The sequence below is a fragment of the Pseudomonas serbica genome (genome assembly GCF_028823535.1).
Classification (GTDB): Bacteria; Pseudomonadota; Gammaproteobacteria; order Pseudomonadales; family Pseudomonadaceae; genus Aquipseudomonas; species Aquipseudomonas serbica.
Genome location: NZ_JAQIYM010000016.1, coordinates 71,605 through 91,151, shown reverse-complemented (window position 1 = coordinate 91,151; position 19,547 = coordinate 71,605). Strand labels below are relative to the sequence as shown.

Here is a 19,547-nt window from a genome sequence, read left to right as displayed (position 1 = left end):
TTATCCTAACCCGATACCCATTACCAGAGCCAAGCGATTCGCCTGTGCCGAACCGCAGCTGCCAGCACCCGCTCGAGCATATGCATATGCTCTTTTAGTCTTTGATTTTTAATCGTTTTACCTCCCAACTTGGCTCTTTTTGCAAGGTAAACATGGATGTCCGAACGATGTGATGCAGTGGTTCTGGGCCTGGGCGCCATGGGCGCCGCAACGGTGTACCAGTTGGCGAAGGCGGGGGTGAATGTTGTCGGTATCGACCGTCATCATCCGCCGCACAACCTGGGCTCCAGCCATGGCGATACGCGCATTACCCGGCTTTCGGTGGGTGAGGGCGCGCAGTACGTTCCCATCGTGCGCAATTCCCACCGCATCTGGCGCGAGCTTGAGGCGTTGTCGGGGGCGTCGCTGTTCGAACAGTCGGGGCTGCTGGTGCTGACCTCCAGTCCTCTGACGCAGCAGACCGGGGAGGGGGTTCAGCCGCTGCGCGGACCCCCGTCGCCAAATCATCCCTGCCGGGTGGAGAAAATGGCCGGCATCTGCAGTTGCTTGTAGATGGCCAGGAACCGCAAGCCGAAGGTGAAGATCAAGGCAATCCAGCCGGCCACCCAGATGGTCGGGAATACGTCGCGCAACAGGACGTAGAGGGTGCAGCCCAACAGAATGGGCGTGGCGTAAATCTCCCGCGACATCAGCAGTGAAACCCGTCCCGCCAGGACATCCCGGACGATACCGCCGCCGATACTGGTCAGCACGCCCATCATCACGGCCAGGGGCGCGGCAAGCTGCAAGGCCAGGACTTTCTCGGTGGCCGACAAACCGAACAGCGCCGCCGCCAGACCGTCGAGATAAAGCAGGATACGGTAACGTCGTTGCAGGCGTTGCGTGCAAAAGAACGCCAGCAGCGCAGCGAACAGGGCGACCCAGATGTAATTGAAATCGGCGATCCAGAAGATCGGCAGATCCAGCAGCAGGTCCCTGATCGTGCCACCGCCAATGGCGGTGATGATGCCGAGCACCACGGCACCAAACAAATCCACATCGGCTTTCTTGATGGCCAGCACGCCGGTGATGGAAAACACGGCAATGCCCAACATTTGCTGGAAATAAAGCATCTGGTTTTCCTTCAGCGACTTTTATACGGGCGTGGAGAGCACGGTTAAAATTCACCAGCACAACATTTACCAACGGCTCCATAAACAGGATCAGAACCTTCCTGTCAGTGGATATTCGACCGCCAGGCGAATCTGGTCCGTGTCCAGTTCTGCCTGGGCTGTGTTGCCTCGATGAACATTGTGTCGCAGCGACAGTGTAGTGCCTTTTGCCGCGCCACCTTGCACCACATAGAGCACCTCCAGGTCACGCTCCCAATGTTTGCCGCCTTCACCATAACCCAGCCAGGCATAGCCTCCTTGCGGGTCGACGTGGCTGCCATCGATCTGGCTGCCGCGTACATAGGCGGCGCTCATGGACAGGCCCGGCACTCCCCAGGGGGTGACATCCAGATCGTAGCGAGCCTGCCAGGACTGTTCATTGGGAGCGTTGAAGTCCGACAGCTGCACGGAATTGCTGATGAAGATAGCGCCACGGGTGACGTAGTCGAACGGCGTGTTGCCATCCACCTGCTGATAACCGAGGCTGAAGCCATGGGGCCCCTGGGTGTAAGTGGACATCAGGCTCCAGGTGGTGTTGTCGATTGTGCCGGATAACGACTTGCCTTCATCAGTGCTGCGGTACAGGTTGAGGTTGAATGCCAACGAGCGCTGTTCACCCAGCGGCTGGAGGAAGGTGGCGCCCAGGTAGTGTTGGTTCCAGGTGTCCTCGTAGCGCGATGTATAGAGGCTGAGGTTCAGGTGCTTTGCCGGGGTGTAGACCATGCCCGCAAGGTCGAAGGTGTTGCCTTTTACGGCGTTGGAATAGTTGACCACCAGGCCCTGGTCATGGCTGCTGGCGTTGCGATCGGTACTGTCGGTGAAGTGCCCGGCTACCAGCTTCAGTGCCTCGAACTCGTTGCTGGAAAGGAACACGCCGGTGGCGGTTTCCGGCAGCAGGCGGCTATCGGAGGAACTGAACACCGGGGTTTTCACCCGCTGTTCGCCATAGCTCAACACGGTCGATGACGCGCGGAATCTGATCGCTGCACCGCCGCGGCTGAACTCGTCCTTGGGATGCCCCTGGTTGTCCAGCCCAAGCAAGCGCGCTTTGCCGGCGCGGCCGCCGCCGCTGTCGAGTTGTGTGCCGAGATAGGCGTGGGCATCCATGCCCACACCGATCAGGCCCTGGGTGAAACCCGATTGCAGGGTACCCATCAGCCCGTATCCCCATTCTTCGGCGTAGCCATTACGTTCGTCACGGGGTTTGTAGGCATTGCGCGCCGCGTTGTTGCGGGCGCCATGACGGTACTCGCGATGGTCGTAAACGGTGCGATTGAGTACGCTCCAGGCGCTGTCCAGGACAAAGCCGTTGGACTGCGATTGCGCCGAATCAGCCAGCGTGAACGGACTGGCCAGGGCGAGGAGAAAGGCGGATCGGGTAGGCATTTTCGCGGTGTCCACAAACAGGATCAGGATGAACGCAGGCGCAGGATCTGCGCGCCGTCAAAGGGGTCGATGAGGTAGTGCGCATGGACGCCGAAGGTGTCCAGCAGGCGTTGTGGGGTCAACACCTCCATCGGTTTGCCCAGGGCCACCAGGCGGCCCTTTTCCAGCACGGCCAAGCGATCACAGGCGAGTGCCTGGTTGAGGTCGTGCAGGGCAATGACAGTGGTCACGGGCAACGCATGAACAACCTGCAAGATCGCCAGCTGGTGCTGGATATCCAGGTGATTGGTCGGTTCGTCCAGCAACAGGATTCGCGGGCGCTGGGCCAGGGCGCGAGCGATATGCACGCGCTGGCGCTCGCCGCCGGAGAGGCTACGCCAGGTGCGCCTGCTTAGATGAGTCGCATCCACGTCGCGCAAGGCTTGATGGACGATGTCATCGTCTGCATCCGACCATGGGCTCAAGGCCGACAGCCACGGCGTTCGGCCCAGGGCCACGGCATCGAACACACTGATCGCATCCAGAGTGTCGGCCTGCTGCTCAACCACTGCCAGGGTTTGTGCGATGGTTCGCCGTGACAGCGTCTTGAGGTTCTGGCCGTTGAGATGGATGGCTCCCAGGCTCGGGCTGCGCACGCCGGCCAGCAGTTTCAGCAGGGTGGATTTTCCCGAGCCGTTGGGCCCTGCAAGGCCCAGGGTCTCGCCAGCCTGGATGTCCAGGTGAATGTCGTGCAGCAACTTGGCGTCGCGGATCGAGAACCCCAGGCCCGAACAACTCAGCACGGGGTCATGGAGGGCAGGCGCGGCTGCATTCATCGGGCATTCCTCCGACCGACCAGGATCAACGCGAACACCGGCGCGCCGACCAAGGCAGTGATCACACCAACCGGAATCACCTGGCCCTTGATCAGCGTGCGCGAGAGCACATCGGCGGCGATCAGGAACACCGCGCCGCCCAGCGCACTGGCCGGCAGCAGATGCGTATGCCGAGTGCCCAGCAACAGCCTTGCGGCGTGGGGTATGACCAGCCCGACGAAACCGATGGAGCCGACGATCGACACCATCACCGCCGTCACCAGGGCGGCGCAGCTGATCAACAGCCATTGCACGGGACGCACCGCAATGCCGAGCGAGGCCGCGGAGTCGGCGCCAAAGGTGAAGGCATCCAACGCACGCCGATGCCACAGGCAAACCATTAGACCTGCAAGCGCAACCGGCACGGCCAGCCCCACCGATGGCCAGCGCACGCCGCTGAGATTGCCCAGCAACCAGAACAGGATGCCGCGAGCCTGTTCGGAACTGGCCGACTTGGTGATCAGGAACGCCGTAAGCGCATTGAACAGTTGCGAACCGGCGATCCCCGCCAGAATGATCTGCGAGGTACTGCCAGGCGAACCGCTCGCCCGGCCAAGCAACACCACCACGGCAAAGGCAGCGACAGCACCGGCAAATGCCCCGACCGACATCGAAATCACTCCGGCGCCAAATCCCAGCAACGCCACCAGTACCGCGCCCGTCGAAGCCCCTGCGGAAATGCCCAGCAGGTAGGGATCGGCCAGCGGGTTGCGCAGCAGCGATTGCAGGATCACCCCGCAGGTCGCCAGGCCCGCGCCGCATGCCGCCGCCACCAGTGCGCGGGTCAGGCGGTAGTTCCAGACGATGCCCTCGTCGATGGGATCGAGGGCAAAACCTGCCGACCACAGTTTGTTGGCCAGCACCTGCAACACCACGGTCGGTTCAATGGGGGTTTCGCCGATGGCCACTCCGGCAATCACGGCCAGGAGCAACATCAGCAACGCAAGCAGACTGCGAATCAGCGTCCTGGTCATTGCGGCAGGTCGTAGCCGTTGATGGCCGTGGCCAGGGCTTCGAGGCCGTCGAACGTTCTCAGGCTGGCCTGCATGGCCATGGCGTCGAGGATAATGATGCGATTGTTTTTCACCGCGTCCATGTTGCGGGTCACAGGATCGCTGCGCAGAAATTGCAGTTTCTTTTGATAGTCGTCAGCCGGGTAGCGACGGCGATCCATGCGCGCGATCACCAGGAAAGTCGGGTTGGCCTTGGCGATGGTTTCCCAGCCAACCGTTGGCCACTCTTCGTCGGACTGCACGACATTGCGCACGCCCAGGGTGTTGAGCATGAAGTCGGGAATGCCCTTTTGCCCGGCGACATAGGGGTCGATATCCAGGCTGGCACTGGAAAACCAGACCAGCGCGCTGGTGTGCTTCAGATCTTTGTCCTGAACCAAGGCAATGGACCTGGCCAGGCTGGCCTGCAGTTGTGCGTTAAGCTGCTGCCCACGCGCCTGGACATCGAAGATCTCGGCCAGCTGGGTGATGCTCTTGTAGAGGCTTTCAATACGAAATGGCGCCAGGCGGGTGCCGTCGGCCCCGACCAGATTGTCCTTTGACTCGCAGTCCGAGGGCATCAGATAAGTTGGAATCTTCAGCTCGTGAAACTGCTCGCGTGTACCGACTGAGCCTTGCGGGCCGACCATCCATTCCAGCTCGACAGCAACCAGCTGCGGGCGCTTGCCGATCACCGACTCGAAACTCGGCTCGTTGTCGGCCAGGCGTTCGATCCTGTCGTTCTGCGCCTGGTACTGGCCCAGCACATCATTGAACCACAGCGAAGTGCCAACCAGTTGGTCACCCAGCCCCAGGGCAAAGAGCATTTCCGTGCCGGCCTGGCCGATGGTCACCGCCCGGGCAGGGGCGTGCGCGAACGTCAGCGTGCTGCCGCAGTTCTCCACCGTCAGCGGGTAATCGGTCGGTGCGGCGCAGGCGAGGGAAGCAGCACCCAGGCCAGCGACGAGGGCAACAAAGCGGGGCAACAGCATGATGCAATCTCCATTTGAACCGTACTCGGCGCAAGGGTCTGGAAACACATCATCGAACGCTGCCGAAAAAGTACGGCAGGGCCCGTCACCTGAGTGACGCGCGCGCAAGGATGTCCTCCCCGGACACCCCGCCGGTTAGTGATTGTTGCTTGGCCGGCAGGTCTCCTGACTGGTGCGTCATCGCTTGCTCCAGCCTTCCCGGGAAGCGATCCCAGTGGCAGTTCAGGAGCAGGCTCAGCACCTACAGTTGCGGGGGCAGTTCCGTTTGATGCGTTGGCAGCATCACGGATTCCCTATTAATCCCATGTGGAAACCGGCGGCGGCATGGTAGTCGATCATGCCGCCCGAGGCGAACCCGTCTCCCGATCAGAAATATTTGAGCCAGCCGATATCGCGCCGACGCGCCTTCAGTGCGGCGAACCAGCGCACCGGCAGATACAGCGTCGTAGCCAGGAGCGCGGCGGTCAGCCACACAGCCCCGATGCCGTCGAAGCCGAAGTAGTCGCCCTGGTTGCGGCCTAACAATGCCACGCTGATCAGGTACAACACTTTCAACACATAAAGATGGAGCAAGTAGAAGAACATCGGTGCCGCGCCAAAGACTGCCAGGGCGCTGATCCACTTCTGTTGTCGGGCGCGCTCGAAGCCCAGCAACAGCAACAACCCCACGCCTAGCGTCAGGCCCAGGAACAGCAGGGAAGGTGGGTATTTGGTGATGTTGAAGAAACTCATGAGGGTGTGCGTGGTGTTTTCATAAACCACCCAACCGGCCTCGCCATAACCGTTGACCAGGCGCAAGGCGATGAATCCGATCAAGGCGCTGCTCCCGGCCAGCAACAGATAGCGCTGGCGCAGGGTGGTCGAGGCTGCGCGGGCGAACAAGGGGCCGATGCAGTAACCCAGGGCGATGACTCCGATCCATGGCAGCACCGGGTAGGAGGTGCGCAGGCGCAAGCTGTCAGAGAATTCGATCCAGCCGCGATCATGCAAAATCGCCCAGGGGATGTGCAACGCCGAATCGGCCGGGAAGTGCAGGGGATCGAGCAGGTTGTGCCCGGCGACGATGACCAGGCCCAGGGCACAGAGGATCGGCCGCGGTAGCCAGACCAGTGCAGCGAGGGCAATCATGCTGACGCCAATCGCCCAGATCACCTGCAGGTAAATCACGGTGGGCGGGAACTGGAAGGTCCAGGCGAAATTCACCAGGGTGAATTCCAGTACCACCAGGAACAGGCCGCGCTTGAACAGGAACTCCGATACATCGCGCTTGCCCTGGTGCTTTTCACCGTACAGAAACGCGGACAAGCCCGTGAGCAGAACGAACACCGGCGCACATAAGTGGGCGAGCGTGCGGCTGAAAAACAATGTGGGTTCAGTGCTGTCGATGAGCATCGGGTCGGTGACCTGGCGGTGCAGGAAGAACGTCTCGCGCACGTGATCGAGCAGCATGAACAGGATCACCAATCCCCTGAGGGCATCGATGGACATCAGGCGTTGGTTTACGCGGGTGATGGGTGGGATTTGAACGAGGTTTGTCATCGAAAGTCGCAGGCAGGGAGTGGGTTGCTCTGTCGATGAACAATCGACAGTCAAGGAACTGATATAACATAACATTTGATTGGGACAAAAAAAAGCACGACACCCGCGCCAGGCCAGTGTCGTGCTTTTTTTGCGTTCAACTCGGGTAGCCGCGCCACCCGATCCGTTGGCTTAGAAGCGATATTTCGCCGAGGCGGTAATACTGCGCGGTGCGCCATACGTCAGGGCACCGTAGGCATCGAAGATGTCGAAGTACTTCTGGTCGGTGACGTTGTTGGCATTCACCTGGGCCGAGAGGTTGTCGGTGATTTCGTAGCGCGCCATCAGGTTGACCAGGGCGTAGGCGTCCTGCTGGATCTTCTCGGAATTGCCTGCCGGATTGATGGCGTAGGTGTAGATCGAATCCTGCCAGTTGACGCCGCCGCCAATGGTCAGCTTGTTGAAAGCGCCTGGCAGACGGTAGGTGGTGAAGGTGCGTAGCAACTTGGTCGGGTACAACGTGTTGACGTCGTCGCCGTGGGCGTCTTCAGCCTTGAACTGGGTGTAACCCAAGGAGGCATTCCAGTCCGTGGCGAGCTCGCCTGACACTTCCAGCTCGAAACCCCTGCTGGTCGCGCCTTCACTGGCCTCGTAGGCGAAGCCGCCGACAGGGTTGTTTGGGTCGATCAGCTCGCCGGTGCTCTGCCCCAGATTGTCCTGCTTGATCTGGAAAATCGCCGCGGAGGCGTTCAAGCGGCCATCGAAGTACTCACCCTTGAGGCCGATTTCACTGCTCTGGCCAACGATCGGCTCCAGTTGCTGGCCACTGCTGTCGCGTACCGACTGCGGCAGGAAGATCTCCGTGTAGCTTGCATAGGCCGAGAGGTTGTCGGTGAGGTCGTAGACCACGCCTGCATAGGGTGTCAGCTCATGATCGACATCGACCTTGCTCACTTGCGAGTAGATGTCATCGCTGGTTTTCTCGTACCAGCTCTCACGCGCGCCCAGAATCACTTTCAAATCGTCGGTCACGTTCAGGCGGGTGGCTGCGTAGAGTCCTTTCTGGCGGGTCTCGCTGTAGCCGTAGTCGGTCCTCGGGCCCCAGATCGGCTCGGGGAATTTACCGTTGTAGGCATCGAAATCGGCCACCCCGTCAAAGCCTGTTTGCGCGTCGAGTGAATCGGCGTCGAACTTCTGCTTGCTGTCCACGTAGCCGAAGGCCAATTCGTGCTCACGACCCAGGAACGAGAACGGGCCATTGAAGCGGATGCCGTAGTCGTCCTGGGTGGTCTCGGTCTTGTAGGTCGCCGGGAACGAAAACATGCCCGAGCTGCCGTTCCTGCCTGGGTTGCCGGACAGGTACAGCAGCGAAGAGTCGCCGGTGCGCTCGCCACGGTTATAACTGAGGTTGACTTGCCAGTCGTTGGCAAAGCGGTGGTCGAGATTGACGAAGTAAGTTTCGTAAGTAGTGTCCCATTTGCTCCAATCGGCGGAGGTGGTCTTCGAGCGGCTCCAGTTGGTGCGGCCGCCGTCTGCGTACCAGACGGGCAGGCCGCCCCACATTGGCGAGTCGGCATTGCTTTCCTGCCGGCTCAAGCCGAACCAGAGCGTGGTGTCCGGCGTCAGGTCGATGTCCATGGTGCCGTAGAGGGTCTGGCGCTTGTTCGAGTTCATGTCGATCCAGGTGTCACCTTCATTGGTTTCACCGACCAGCCGCGCGCGAATCGTGCCTTCCTCGTTCAGCGCCGTGGACACATCGGCCAAGGCGCCATAGGTGTCCCATGTGCCGGCGCTCAGTTCCACCGAACCCTTCAGCTCAGTGCTGTTGGCACGCTTGCGCACCATGTTGAGGGACGCGGAAGGGTCGCCCGCACCGGTCATCAGGCCGTTGGCGCCACGAACCACTTCAACGCGGTCATACATGGCCAAGCTGCTGAAAATCTCCCCCGAACTCCATGGCTGCTCGTAGATGGTGGGTACGCCATCGATCATCAGCGAGTTGAGCTCAAAGCCCCGGGCGTTGAACTGCGCCCGGCTTGTTTCATAGCGGTTGACCGACACGCCGGTGGCATTGTTGACCACGTCGAGGATGGTTTTCAGATCCTGGTCCTGGATGCGCTGCTGGGTGATGACGCTGACCGATTGCGGCGTCTCGCGCAGCGACATGCTCAACGGCGTGGCCGTGCGAGCAGCGTCAGTCGTGTAGGAGTGGGTGTCTTCGGTGACGGCGCTGCGCTCGCGAACTGCGGTCTCCGTGATAGCGATAGGCGCCAAGGTCACAGAGCTTCCTGTCTCTGTCTGTTCAGTCTGTTGCGCCGCGTGCACGCAAGGCGCAACGAAGACGACACCGGCGGCAAGCATGTGCACTGCAAGAGCCAAGGGGCGCAGTGCCAGAGGCGCGCGCGGCATAACGGAGCTGGGTGAACACAGGAGGGCTGGGGCGGACATGCGGACTCACATTTGATTTGGTGTTATAGAGAATCATTATCATACGCAAATGTGATTGAGAACTAAACACCTGTTGAAGCCGGAGCTTTGTTCTCGTTGTAAGGGGTGTCGATCGTTAAGGACTGGTTGCCGGGGACAGTACGTAGCCCGTTCCAGTAGCTTCCTGGCGCAGTGGCAAGGGGGGTGTGCGGTGAGGATTACGTTTCGAGGTTGAGCGACCCGCCGGGTCGCTCGATTCAGGAGGGGGGGTTAAAAGAGAATGTAAGCAGAGGCCGTTGTTTGATTCAGGTCCATGTTACCGACCTGCAATACTTCATATTCTGCACGGACGCCGATGTTGCGAAATACATCAACTTCAACGCCGGCACCGTAGGTCAGGTCCACACCCGTATCATCATCGGCGGCATTACCGTCAGCATCCCAGGCATGGGCACCGACAATGCCGAAAACGCGTACCCGGTCCCCCAACGGAAAACCGAGGTGGGCACTGGCCTGAACGGATTTACCGTCGAAATCCAGATTCTTGTCTTCGAACTGGCCGAGATCAACGAAGGCACCTTCGAAGGCCAGATAACCGTTGAGGCGATAACCTGCAAAAACCTTATAACTGGTGTCCTCATCGTTCAAATGGACTTTGTCGGTTTCAATGCTGCTTACGCCAGCGCCAAGATATAAACCTTTGTCATCAGCGAGCGCTTGAAAAGACAGCAGCGAAAGCAGGGAAACGAAGCCAAGGTTTCGAAATAGCATGTGAGGCAGGGTCCTTCTACAGGTTGTCGATGGGTGTTGGTCGAGAATTTGAATGAACAGGACGACTGATTGAAATCATTGATTGATATTTTTGAATGCGGTTAATAGGTGTTGATTAACCAGGCTAACGCTACCCCCGATAAATAGGCGGCAAGGCAAAAGATGACTTTCTGTTTGAGTGGTAGCGAATTCAAGCGATAGCGCATGCTTATCCCCTTGGGTAGAAATAAGCATGCTGACAATTCAGGCCGTTGGATGAAAATTATTGATTGTTATTTTTGGCGGCCGCTGCCAGTTTTGCAGCGTTGCGCCTGGCCGTTTCCGAGGGCGTTTCTCCATAGACATCCTGATAAGCCTTGGAAAACCGGCCAAGATGGTGAAAGTTCCAATACATGGCCGTTTCAGTGACCGTTGGCCAAGTGTTGCGGATCAAGTCTCGGTGGACATTAGCAAGCCTCAGGTTCTTGATGTAAGCGATCGGTGAAACTCCGAATGTCTCGATGAAACCATGGTGCAAGCTACGGGTTGTGGTTTCCAGTTGCCTGACCAGCGCCTTCATGTTGAGGGCTTTGCGGGTATTTTCATGAATGTATTGCATTGCTTGTATTGCGATTGTTCTTCTTCTCGGCGGGTTGAGCGTGCGGCGGCCTACAGGTGTCAGGGCCCGTAGCAGGGAAATCAGCAACGCACTTTCCGCCGCTGAAACTTCAGCGTGGTTGAGCGGTTTCAAATGAGGCTCGTTGATCTCAACAGAGTAGGCGTTGATGGCCTGGATGGCAGATTGCATTAACTTGAAATGCGCAACCTGAAAGCGCTGTTCCTTTCGATCTACCAGCACGTCGATGGCTGAATGGTTTCCAAGGCAATGAGTGTAATGTTCCAACGTCGTGGTCAGGGTGAAAAGCGTCTCATTGGGCCCGCAGGTGCAGTAAACGGGCTCGTCGCTATACACCACGATCATTTCGTTAGGCCACAATTGATGATCATTGACAGTGGGGCGAGCCACCACAGCCTGTGAAATGGCCAAGGTGACAAAACCATGTGGGACAGAGCCGATCAGGGTGACGGCTGAATCAAACTCCAGCCGACTGCATTGAAGCCTGGCACCCTGAAAGAGCGTGTGCTGCCTGATGTTTGCTTCGTGCTCCAATGGGGCGAGGCTCAACTGCCAATGGCCAACTGTTCGCTGGGCCATGTCCGCGGGAGTGGACGTTACATGAAAGATTTCATCAGGGATCATGATACTCATGGAATAGAACGCTCTTCAGCTAAATGGACAGTGCCCGGATTTTTCTCAGGCATCGACAATGCCGCAGTAAAGACGTACGCGTCGCCCGAGGATAACTCGACCAGGCCTTGAAGTTTATCGGGTGGCAGTTTCGAACCAAAAATCGCGGTGTTCTGGTTTGCCGGACCGATGGCTGCCGCATCAAACGCAAAAAAAACCTCAGCACGATAGTCTGTGACAATCCTGTAGTCAGAATTTTCATTGTTTGGGGTGTTCTTTTTGCTTTCATTACCGGTCAGGTTGGCGCCATAGAGTTCCTTGTCATCAGCCAAGGCCTTGAGAGACAGCAATACACCAAAGGATACGGTTGCGAGGTTTTTTAGCAGCATTGACGTGCGTTCCTTGTTGATGATGTTTTCAGGCAGTGCCGGCGGATAGTCCTGCTCCCACGGTGCTGGTTGAAGTCAAAAACCCATATTTTGCTCAAACTGGAGTCAGCGACAGATCGTGACTCTGATTGTTGATATTGTGTGGCGGGGCAGGCAGGGCGTTGCCAAGCGCATCTTCATCATCATGGACTTCCTTTTCAGAGTATATTTTCAATTGTCTGAGCTTGATTGTTTCGTTCGGCCTCAGCTCCAATTCGTAGAATTCGATGTCGGTGCTGCCGATGGAGTGCTATTGTGTGCCGCTGAGTGAAACGATATTGCAGTAAGAGCTAGAACGGCGAGGATCCTGGTTATCATTGATCTGACGGCTCGCAAAAATGCATGTTTTCAACGGGCGTGTGGAGCCGGCATGGTGCGCTGAACGCCAACAAGCGACTCCGAGCGCTATAAAGGCGGGATGTTGCGGGGGGCAGGGGATTGATTCAAATTAGTAATTATTATTTTTGTTCTGATTTGATCGATTGCGGGTAACTCAGTGATTCATGCAGCGCAAGCGGCCTATATCGTGGACATAAAAACAAACGGCGTTTTTATTGGAGGTGGGGAGCAGTTCGTAGTTTAGAACGGCGCCTTCCTGCAACACGAATTGACGCCTGAAAAACAGGTCGGGTGTCTTTTCAATGGCGAATAATTCGTTGTCTTGGCTGAGTTTGACGTTACTGATTTTTATCTGCACATGATGATTGCTTTCCCGGATAATCTGGGCCGAAATGGTAGCGTTACGGATTTTTCCATTCAGGCTTTCCAGCGTGGTTTGTGTCAGGCGGCCATGGCCGATGGTCAGGTATTCCTCTGTGTTGAGTTGATTGGAATCCTCCAGCCATTGTCGGGTCATGGTTTGATAACTGATATTTTCCATGTAATAAGAGGGCGAATAAGTCAGGGAAAAAATACAGGCGGCATTGATGATTGCAAGCACGATCCAGTGAATAGTTGAGGACGAAATTGACTTCATAGGGTGACTTCCAAACATTGCCGAATCATCGGTGCAAGGTCTTTTTGCTCGCTATTGAGTTGCAGGTTTGTAGTGCTTAGATCCGGACGAACACACGAAACAGAGTAGTTTGATTTAAACTGGTTCAGCCAGACCTCGCCTTTGAGGTTTGGCGACAGCTGTTGAACCTGGTTCGCCGAAAGATCCCTCAGTGTTTGCGCTTCGGCGACACTCTGGCCTATGGCGTGGATGACCAGTTCGTTATGTTTTACGCTGGAAACTTCCATTTTTGGTGTGTCGAAACCAGAGTGGAAACCCGTGTACGCGCAGACAGCCAAGGTCAGGACATACCCAACTACCTGGGCTTTGGTCAGGAAAGTTGATGTTCGGCTCTTTTTTGAAGGCACTGCAAGATCATCAGGGCGGTTTGGCGCTGGCTCTTCAATGCCGAGCGCAGGAGTTTGCGTGGCTTCCTCTGAGGGTGTCGGCAGTTCTGTGGGAACTTCGACTACATAGAGACGGTTGAAGCAATAACCTCTTCGCGGAACCGTCATCAGGATCTCGTGATCACGACTGTCGTTGAGAATGTTTCTAAGGGAAAAAACCGCCTGGTTCAAACTGCCAGAGGCGACGACGCGGTCATTCCAGGTGTAGTCGATGATCTCCTCACGGCTTTTAGTCTGGCCGGGCTCCATGAGCAGCAGGTCCAGTAGACGCGATTCAGCTCTCCCTATCGTTGTGCTTTGAACTTCTCCATGGGGTGTCGTGATGCTAAGCAAGGCGGTGTCTGGATCGAAAAGGACCATGGCACCATTTTTCAATTTGAAGGCGTAGCGCATGGGAGTCCTCCGTTCTGTGGTTCTGGCTGAGTATAGAGACGGTTTATGAGGCCGGATTTGACGCAGTACATTCTTGTCGGAGGAAGGGCTATGAGCGGGGGCGGTGATGATGCCCGGATCGGGTGATCCGCGCTATCCGAATACTGCAAGGCAGGGTCATGCCTCACTACACAAATAGCTATACCAACAGTGGTAATAGCGGGGTCAACTAAAAGCCCGCCCGGATGATTCCGAACTGGCGGACGAAATCCTTGAGGTGTGCCGCGCCGAAAGGGCTTTGAGTTCCTCCCCCCCAAAGACGATTGGTTGAGGTTTATCAATAAAGAGCGCAATCCCCCAGGCGAAGATAGTGATTCGCCAACGCTTGGGGTAACAGTCATGAACGTATCCAGCATGCGCCCTTCGGATAGCGGGTCACCTCTTGTTCTGGCCCTTTGCCTGGCTACGCTCATGGGCTGTATGGGTACAAGCGAGGAGGCGCTCCAGCAAACGTCCACCCAGTCGGGGATAGCCATGGTGGACAGCGTTTGTTCACTGTGCCATGGGCTGACGGGGGAGTCTGTCTCACCCGTGTTTCCCAAGTTGGCGGGTCAGCAAAACGAGTATCTGCAGTTGCAACTGACCGATTTCAAAAACCATGGACGTAGCGCTGCAACTGACAGCCGGTACATGGGGGGATTGTCCCATTTGACCAAGACTCAGATTGCCGAACTGGCCGACTATTTTGCGAGCCAGCGAGCCATGCAGGCTGACACCGGGTCGACAGATGCGCGAGGCGAAGTGATCTTTCGCCAGGGCTTGCCTGCGAGGGGCGTCCCAGCGTGCAGCGCTTGCCACGGGACGGACGGCGGGGGCAATGGGCTGATTCCACGGGTGGCGGGCCAGCATGCCAGCTATATGAGCCATCAGATCATGGTGCTTCAGCAGACCGGACAACGCCCCAACGGTGCGCCGATGTTGCCGGAGGATCATGCACTTTCCCAGGCCGATGCCGAAGCGGTCGCCCGCTACATGGCGGCACTCGGCACAAAGCAATGATCGCCCTGTGGGGGATACGTGATGGAGTCGGCCGATAGCTGCCGGTGAAAAAAGGAAGTCTCCCCTATAACGCGAAGCTGAACCACTAATGTTGCCGCCGACCGGCAGGTCGGTGGCGGCCTCATCTCATGGCTTGGCTTGAGCTTTGTTTTTCTCTTCGATTTTCGCGTCCACCACCGCACGAATCTGATCGATGCTGAAGCTTGCCGGTTTCTGGCTAGGCGGGTATTCGACGAAGGTTTGGAGGAACCTCGCGGCCTTGGCCACTCCCGCCGCCAGCAGATAAGAGTTCTTCACCGTCCAATCGTAATATTGGTCAGAGACGATGTCCGCTCGCTCATAAGGGTCCATTCGCAGGTTGAACAGTTTCGGGACTCGCAACGGCACGAACGGGCTGCTCCACACCGTGAATCCACCGGGATCGCGTTGCTCGGCGAAGACGACTTTCCAGTTGTCATACCGCATCGACACCAGTACGCCGTCGTCGTTGAAGTAGTAGAACTCCTTGCGCTCGCCCTTTGGTTGCTGCCCGGTCAGGTAAGGCAATTGATTGAAACCGTCCAGGTGCACCTTGAAATTGGTACCGCCCGAAGTAGGTGCCCAACCTTTGAGCAGCTTGTTTTTCACGTCGGTTTCGCCCGCTGCCGCGAGCAGGGTAGGGAACCAGTCCATGCCCGAGAACATCTCGTTGGACACTTCACCCGCCTTGATCTTGCCCGGCCAGCGAATCAAGGCAGGGACCCGGTACGCACCCTCCCAGTTGGAGTTCTTTTCGTTACGGAACGGCGTATTTGCCGCGTCCGGCCAAGAGAACTGGTTCGGACCGTTGTCGGTGGTGTAGACGACGATGGTATTGTCGGTGATTTTCAGGTCGTCGAGGGTTTTCAGCAATTTACCGACGTCGCCGTCGTGTTCAAGCATTCCGTCGGCATATTCGTTGCCGGGCATGCCGCTCTGGCCTTTCATTGACTCACGCACGTGGGTGAACACGTGCATGCGCGTGGTGTTCATCCAGACGAAGAACGGCTTATCGGCCTTGGCCTGCTTCTCGATGAATGTTTGCGCCGCAGCAGTGGTTTCGTCGTCGATGGTTTCCATGCGCTTGGAGGTGAGGGCACCGGTGTCCTCGATCTTGCCGTCGGCATAACTGTGGATCACGCCACGTGGCGTTCTTGATTTGACGAAGTCCGGGTCATCCTTGGGCCAATACGGGCGCTCGGGTTCTTCTTCGGCGTTGAGGTGGTAGAGGTTGCCGAAGAACTCGTCGAAACCGTGGTTGGTCGGGAGGAATTCATCCTTGTCGCCCAAGTGGTTCTTGCCGAACTGACCGGTCGCATAACCAAGTGACTTGAGGGCCTGGGCGATGGTGATGTCACGTTTCTGGATACCGATCGGTGCGCCCGGCACGCCAACCTTGGACAGGCCGGTGCGCAGTGGTGACTGGCCAGTAATGAACGACGAGCGTCCGGCGGTGCAGCTGTTCTCCGCGTAATAATCGGTGAACAACATACCTTCATGGGCGATGCGGTCGATGTTCGGCGTCTTGTAGCCGACCACACCCATTGAGTAGGCGCTGATATTGGTCTGGCCGATGTCGTCGCCGAAGATCACCAGAATGTTGGGTTTTTCGGCAGCCCCGGCAGTTGCCGACAATGCCATGACCGTTGTTGCCAGGAGGGCGAGTTTCGGCAGCCATTTTTTTATGCGAGTCATCTGACTGGTTCCTTGTTGACGGGCGTCGCGCAGAGCGAACAGCGGCCATGTTCAAGCGTCGTCAAAAGGATCGCGCCACCCGTATCAGGTGGCTGGACAGGCGCCTGCAGTGAATGGTGTGGTGTCAGGCGTTGCGGTTGTCGATGTGCAGCACCGCGCCGGTGACGCTGGCTCCGGCGCCGCTGGCCAGCAACAGCAATGGACCGTCGAGTTCCTGCAGGCCTGCATCCTTGCCGCGACCGGCAGCGATAACGTTGACGCGAATACGGTGTGGCGTCAGCGACTGGGCCATCGCGCGGCTCATGCGGATCAGGCTGCTGTTGGAACGAAGGCACGGGTTCGGCTCGCTGATCGGGCGCGGCGGCGGGTCGATGTTAACGATGCTGCCACCGCGCTCGGCCCTGATCATGTGCAGGCTGGTGCAGTGGACGACGTGATTGTTCAGGGCGATGTGTTCGCGTTCGGCGCTGTTGTTGATCAGCACATCGACGCTGCCGAAGCGTTTTTGGACGGTATCCAGTGCGGCTTCGATGCTCGGTCGGCGGGCACTGTCGAGTGCAACGATCAAGACTTCGCCACCATCCCAACGCAAGTCCGCCGCCAGTTGCTCCAACTGTGCCGGGTGTTGTCCACCGAGGGCTACACGGGCTCCGGCACGGCTGATCAGGCGGGCAAAATGTGCGCCCAGTCGAGTGGCCGCATCGGCCACCAGAACCGTCTTGCCAGCCATGGAGAATGGTTGCATGAGATCGCTCATGGGTGCACATCCAAAAGCATGGGACGGCGGGTGATCACGGCTCGCGGAGCAGGCACAGGAGGCGAAGGTGGGGGGGCGGCGCCAAGCATTTTCAGTACCAGTTCCGAGTAATGGCGGATGACGACATCGATATTGCGGCGGCCACCGGTCCGGTACCAGACGCAGGCATGGGTCAGCATGTTGAACAGGGTGCGCGCCATCAGTTTGGGTTCGGCACAGCTCAGCGAACCTTCCTTGACGCCTTGTTCCAACAACGCCTGCAGCGCTTTCAGATAGTGGCGTCGGGCTTGGCGGACCAGCTCCAGATCCTCTTCGGGGAGACTTCGCAACTCCAGATTGCCGAGCATGGCCTCTTTCTGGTGTTCCAGGTGATAGCGTATGTGACAGGCGATGAAGGTGAGCAGTTTCACATCGGCGGTCGCCATCTTTTTGGGACAACGACGGGCCCACTCCCGGGATACTGCCTGGAAGTACTCGAGAATCAGCTCCAGCAATAACTCGTTTTTGCCTTTGTAGTAGAGGCACAGCGTCGAGGGGTTGACGCCGGCTTCAGTGGCGATCTGACGCAAGCTCAGCGAGCCGTCGCCATTGCGCGAGATCAGTTTGATGGCGGCCAGGCGGATGTTGCTATCAGTCATGTTCATGGTGTGATCCTGCGGCCTGTAGGACCGAGCTTGCTCGCGAAAAACGTCAGGACAACGCGGTCAGTCAGGCGGCCTGCGTCAACGTTGGCGTCCATCGCGAGCAAGCTCGCTCCCACGGTTTGTTTATTGCAGATTCCCGGCGACAGCGATGGTTTGCGCCGTGATGTAGTTCGACTCTGGCGAGCAGAACAGGTACACGGCATCCGCCGCTTCCTGCACGGTGCCCGGACGGCCCAGCGGGTTACGTTGGGCGAACGACTTGGCGGCTTCCGGGCTGATACCGACACGGATGTCGCGACCTTCGATGTTCACCGTAGCGCCTGCATGGGCATCGGCCTTGGTCATGCGGGTTTCGATGAAGCCGAAAGCCACGGCGTTGACGTTGACCTTGAAACGACCCCATTCACGGGCCAATGCACGCGTCATGCCGATTACACCGGCTTTGGCCGAGGAATAGTTGGTTTGCCCGGCGTTGCCATTGAGGGCCGACACCGAGGAAATGTTTACCACCTTACGGAACACTTCACGCTCTGCCGCCGCGTCAGCCTGGGCCTGGGCCTTGAGGATCGGGTAAGCAGCACGCAGGATGCGGAAGGGCGCGGTCATGTGGCAGTCGAGGATCGCGTACCACTGCTCGTCGCTCATCTTCTGGATCACGTCGTCCCAGGTGTAGCCGGCGTTGTTGACGATGATGTCGACGCTGCCGAAGCTGTCCATCGCGGTCTTGATGTAGCGGTCGCCGAAGTCCGGTGCGCTGACGTTGCCGTGGCACACGGCGGCTTCACCACCCATCTTGCGGATCATTTCAGCGGTATCAAAGGCCGGATCGGCGTCCAGGTCATTGATCACGATGCGCGCGCCTTCGCTCGCCAGTTTCAGGGCGATCTGTTGACCGATGCCACGACCGGAACCGGTCACCAGTGCGACTTTGCCTTCGAGTTTTGCCATGGGATGTTGCTCCTCAGTTATCAGTTTTGTTTACAGAGCGATCACGGCGTCGCCAACGATCTTGGTTTCGCCGTATTGATTGGTGGTGCGCACTTCGACCTTGATCCTTTGCTCGCCGTCCGCTTCGAAGCGGTCAACCACGGTGCCGGTGCAGGTGACCTGGTGACCCAGGTGCGTGATGCCGAGAAAGCGCACGCCGAACTCGCGCAACTGGCGCTGGTCAACCCACTGGGTCAGCAAGCGACCGAGGTAGGCCATCGACAGCATGCCGTGGGCGAACACGTCGGGCATGCCGGCCCGGCGGGCGTAATCGGTGTCGATGTGGATGGCGTTGTGATCACCCGACGCACCGGCGAACAGGGCCAGAGTGGTGCGGTTGATGGGCGGCAGGGCCAGTGACGGCAGGGTGTCGCCGATGTTGATTTTGTCCAGGCTTATCGCGTTCATCTGTGTTCTCCGCTTCAGCTGTTGCGCTGCACAAGCACGCTGCGCAGGTCCGCGACGTGCTCACCGTGCTGATTGGTGACTCGGGTTTCGCGCACCACGAATTCCAGGGCACCGCCTTTCTTGTCGTAGATGTCGGCGATGCGCACATCGAATCGCAACGTGTCGCCGGCATAGGCCATGCGGTGGTAACGGAACGACTCTTCGCCATGCAGGATGCGCGCAGTGACGATGCCCAATTCGTCACGCCAGGCGTTCGACGGGATCTGGAACTCCAGCGAGAACAGAAAGGTCGGCGGCAGCGGCAGGTTGGGGTGACCGGCATCGCGGGCAGCCTGCTCGTCGAAGTAAATCGGATTGGTTTCCCCGGTGGCCTTGGCGAAGAAGCGCAGTTGCCCGGCTTCGGCGTTGACGAGGAAGGTGGGCAGTTGTCTGCCGATGTGTTTCTTGTCGATCATCGAA

General features: G+C 58.2%; 19 protein-coding genes, 1 pseudogene and 1 riboswitch. Of the genes and pseudogenes, 2 read left to right on the top strand and 18 right to left on the bottom strand.

Features of this window, described 5'->3' with window-relative positions:
* Nucleotides 1-156: 156 nt before the first annotated feature.
* Nucleotides 157-444 (top strand): annotated as a pseudogene (locus tag NQL71_RS24415) (FAD-dependent oxidoreductase); the annotation flags it as partial.
* Between the two features lie 59 nt (nt 445-503).
* Here the strand turns inward: NQL71_RS24415 and NQL71_RS24410 are convergent.
* From NQL71_RS24410 to NQL71_RS24355, 12 genes are all read right to left on the bottom strand, one after another.
* Nucleotides 504-1,112, bottom strand: coding sequence for a trimeric intracellular cation channel family protein (locus NQL71_RS24410; RefSeq protein ID WP_046817323.1), 609 nt, complete (start codon nt 1,110-1,112; stop codon nt 504-506).
* A 90-nt stretch (nt 1,113-1,202) separates the two neighbouring features.
* On the bottom strand, nt 1,203-2,537 hold the full coding sequence (locus NQL71_RS24405; protein WP_274643479.1) for an OprD family porin: 1,335 nt from the start codon (nt 2,535-2,537) through the stop codon (nt 1,203-1,205).
* Between the two features lie 23 nt (nt 2,538-2,560).
* Nucleotides 2,561-3,352: an ABC transporter ATP-binding protein gene (locus NQL71_RS24400; RefSeq protein WP_166620121.1), complete on the bottom strand. Its 792-nt coding sequence runs from the start codon at nt 3,350-3,352 to the stop codon at nt 2,561-2,563.
* The gene (locus NQL71_RS24395; protein ID WP_248687654.1) at nt 3,349-4,353 is read right to left on the bottom strand and encodes a FecCD family ABC transporter permease; all 1,005 of its coding nucleotides are present in this window, start codon (nt 4,351-4,353) and stop codon (nt 3,349-3,351) included. Before NQL71_RS24395 ends, NQL71_RS24400 begins: the two co-directional genes overlap by 4 nt.
* A gap of 8 nt (nt 4,354-4,361) precedes the next feature.
* On the bottom strand, nt 4,362-5,375 hold the full coding sequence (locus tag NQL71_RS24390) for an ABC transporter substrate-binding protein (RefSeq protein ID WP_248687643.1): 1,014 nt from the start codon (nt 5,373-5,375) through the stop codon (nt 4,362-4,364).
* A gap of 138 nt (nt 5,376-5,513) precedes the next feature.
* Nucleotides 5,514-5,708, bottom strand: a riboswitch (cobalamin riboswitch).
* 33 nt (nt 5,709-5,741) lie between these two features.
* Entirely contained in the window at nt 5,742-6,914 is a 1,173-nt protein-coding gene (locus tag NQL71_RS24385) for an acetyltransferase domain-containing protein (RefSeq protein WP_274643478.1), read from the bottom strand.
* Between the two features lie 171 nt (nt 6,915-7,085).
* Nucleotides 7,086-9,173 carry a TonB-dependent siderophore receptor gene (locus NQL71_RS24380; RefSeq protein WP_274643477.1) on the bottom strand — a complete coding sequence of 696 codons (2,088 nt, stop codon included), beginning with the start codon at nt 9,171-9,173 and terminating at the stop codon, nt 7,086-7,088.
* A gap of 417 nt (nt 9,174-9,590) precedes the next feature.
* Nucleotides 9,591-10,091, bottom strand: coding sequence for an outer membrane beta-barrel protein (locus NQL71_RS24375; protein WP_046817329.1), 501 nt, complete (start codon nt 10,089-10,091; stop codon nt 9,591-9,593).
* Nucleotides 10,092-10,353: 262 nt separating this feature from the next.
* Complete coding sequence (locus NQL71_RS24370; protein ID WP_248687641.1) at nt 10,354-11,340, bottom strand: AraC family transcriptional regulator; 987 nt, start codon at nt 11,338-11,340, stop codon at nt 10,354-10,356.
* Nucleotides 11,337-11,708 (bottom strand): hypothetical protein, encoded by a 372-nt coding sequence (locus tag NQL71_RS24365; protein ID WP_274643476.1) that lies wholly within the window; start codon nt 11,706-11,708, stop codon nt 11,337-11,339. The genes NQL71_RS24370 and NQL71_RS24365 overlap by 4 nt, the downstream gene beginning before the upstream one ends.
* 532 nt (nt 11,709-12,240) lie before the next feature.
* Nucleotides 12,241-12,723: a hypothetical protein gene (locus NQL71_RS24360; RefSeq protein ID WP_046817333.1), complete on the bottom strand. Its 483-nt coding sequence runs from the start codon at nt 12,721-12,723 to the stop codon at nt 12,241-12,243.
* The gene (locus tag NQL71_RS24355) at nt 12,720-13,541 is read right to left on the bottom strand and encodes a winged helix-turn-helix domain-containing protein (protein WP_274643475.1); all 822 of its coding nucleotides are present in this window, start codon (nt 13,539-13,541) and stop codon (nt 12,720-12,722) included. Before NQL71_RS24355 ends, NQL71_RS24360 begins: the two co-directional genes overlap by 4 nt.
* A gap of 450 nt (nt 13,542-13,991) precedes the next feature.
* On the opposite strand from NQL71_RS24355, the gene NQL71_RS24350 reads away from it, so the two are divergent.
* Nucleotides 13,992-14,579 carry a c-type cytochrome gene (locus tag NQL71_RS24350; protein ID WP_343228887.1) on the top strand — a complete coding sequence of 196 codons (588 nt, stop codon included), beginning with the start codon at nt 13,992-13,994 and terminating at the stop codon, nt 14,577-14,579.
* A gap of 126 nt (nt 14,580-14,705) precedes the next feature.
* Here the strand turns inward: NQL71_RS24350 and NQL71_RS24345 are convergent, their stop codons facing one another.
* The 6 genes from NQL71_RS24345 to NQL71_RS24320 form a co-directional block, all read right to left on the bottom strand.
* Nucleotides 14,706-16,292 carry an arylsulfatase gene (locus NQL71_RS24345; protein ID WP_274643473.1) on the bottom strand — a complete coding sequence of 529 codons (1,587 nt, stop codon included), beginning with the start codon at nt 16,290-16,292 and terminating at the stop codon, nt 14,706-14,708.
* 124 nt (nt 16,293-16,416) lie between these two features.
* Nucleotides 16,417-17,049, bottom strand: coding sequence for an SDR family NAD(P)-dependent oxidoreductase (locus NQL71_RS24340; RefSeq protein WP_046817349.1), 633 nt, complete (start codon nt 17,047-17,049; stop codon nt 16,417-16,419).
* Nucleotides 17,046-17,693, bottom strand: a complete 648-nt coding sequence (locus NQL71_RS24335) for a TetR/AcrR family transcriptional regulator (protein WP_274643472.1) — start codon at nt 17,691-17,693, stop codon at nt 17,046-17,048. The genes NQL71_RS24340 and NQL71_RS24335 overlap by 4 nt, the downstream gene beginning before the upstream one ends.
* Before the next feature lie 123 nt (nt 17,694-17,816).
* Nucleotides 17,817-18,641, bottom strand: a complete 825-nt coding sequence (locus NQL71_RS24330; RefSeq protein ID WP_046817351.1) for an SDR family NAD(P)-dependent oxidoreductase — start codon at nt 18,639-18,641, stop codon at nt 17,817-17,819.
* Nucleotides 18,642-18,671: 30 nt separating this feature from the next.
* Nucleotides 18,672-19,088: a MaoC family dehydratase gene (locus tag NQL71_RS24325; protein WP_046817352.1), complete on the bottom strand. Its 417-nt coding sequence runs from the start codon at nt 19,086-19,088 to the stop codon at nt 18,672-18,674.
* 14 nt (nt 19,089-19,102) lie between these two features.
* On the bottom strand, nt 19,103-19,543 hold the full coding sequence (locus NQL71_RS24320; protein ID WP_130930739.1) for a MaoC family dehydratase N-terminal domain-containing protein: 441 nt from the start codon (nt 19,541-19,543) through the stop codon (nt 19,103-19,105).
* Nucleotides 19,544-19,547 lie beyond the last annotated feature (4 nt).

Excerpts from the sequence above, each read along its gene's own strand:
- NQL71_RS24410 (WP_046817323.1), bottom strand. The coding sequence starts at position 1,112 with ATGCTTTATTTCCAGCAAATGTTGGGCATTGCCGTGTTTTCCATCACC.
- NQL71_RS24405 (WP_274643479.1), bottom strand. The coding sequence starts at position 2,537 with ATGCCTACCCGATCCGCCTTTCTCCTCGCCCTGGCCAGTCCGTTCACG.
- NQL71_RS24400 (WP_166620121.1), bottom strand. The coding sequence starts at position 3,352 with ATGAATGCAGCCGCGCCTGCCCTCCATGACCCCGTGCTGAGTTGTTCG.
- NQL71_RS24390 (WP_248687643.1), bottom strand. The coding sequence starts at position 5,375 with ATGCTGTTGCCCCGCTTTGTTGCCCTCGTCGCTGGCCTGGGTGCTGCT.
- NQL71_RS24385 (WP_274643478.1), bottom strand. The coding sequence starts at position 6,914 with ATGACAAACCTCGTTCAAATCCCACCCATCACCCGCGTAAACCAACGC.
- NQL71_RS24375 (WP_046817329.1), bottom strand. The coding sequence starts at position 10,091 with ATGCTATTTCGAAACCTTGGCTTCGTTTCCCTGCTTTCGCTGCTGTCT.
- NQL71_RS24370 (WP_248687641.1), bottom strand. The coding sequence starts at position 11,340 with ATGAGTATCATGATCCCTGATGAAATCTTTCATGTAACGTCCACTCCC.
- NQL71_RS24365 (WP_274643476.1), bottom strand. The coding sequence starts at position 11,708 with ATGCTGCTAAAAAACCTCGCAACCGTATCCTTTGGTGTATTGCTGTCT.
- NQL71_RS24360 (WP_046817333.1), bottom strand. The coding sequence starts at position 12,723 with ATGAAGTCAATTTCGTCCTCAACTATTCACTGGATCGTGCTTGCAATC.
- NQL71_RS24355 (WP_274643475.1), bottom strand. The coding sequence starts at position 13,541 with ATGCGCTACGCCTTCAAATTGAAAAATGGTGCCATGGTCCTTTTCGAT.
- NQL71_RS24350 (WP_343228887.1), top strand. The coding sequence starts at position 13,992 with ATGGGCTGTATGGGTACAAGCGAGGAGGCGCTCCAGCAAACGTCCACC.
- NQL71_RS24345 (WP_274643473.1), bottom strand. The coding sequence starts at position 16,292 with ATGACTCGCATAAAAAAATGGCTGCCGAAACTCGCCCTCCTGGCAACA.
- NQL71_RS24340 (WP_046817349.1), bottom strand. The coding sequence starts at position 17,049 with ATGAGCGATCTCATGCAACCATTCTCCATGGCTGGCAAGACGGTTCTG.
- NQL71_RS24335 (WP_274643472.1), bottom strand. The coding sequence starts at position 17,693 with ATGAACATGACTGATAGCAACATCCGCCTGGCCGCCATCAAACTGATC.
- NQL71_RS24330 (WP_046817351.1), bottom strand. The coding sequence starts at position 18,641 with ATGGCAAAACTCGAAGGCAAAGTCGCACTGGTGACCGGTTCCGGTCGT.
- NQL71_RS24325 (WP_046817352.1), bottom strand. The coding sequence starts at position 19,088 with ATGAACGCGATAAGCCTGGACAAAATCAACATCGGCGACACCCTGCCG.
- NQL71_RS24320 (WP_130930739.1), bottom strand. The coding sequence starts at position 19,543 with ATGATCGACAAGAAACACATCGGCAGACAACTGCCCACCTTCCTCGTC.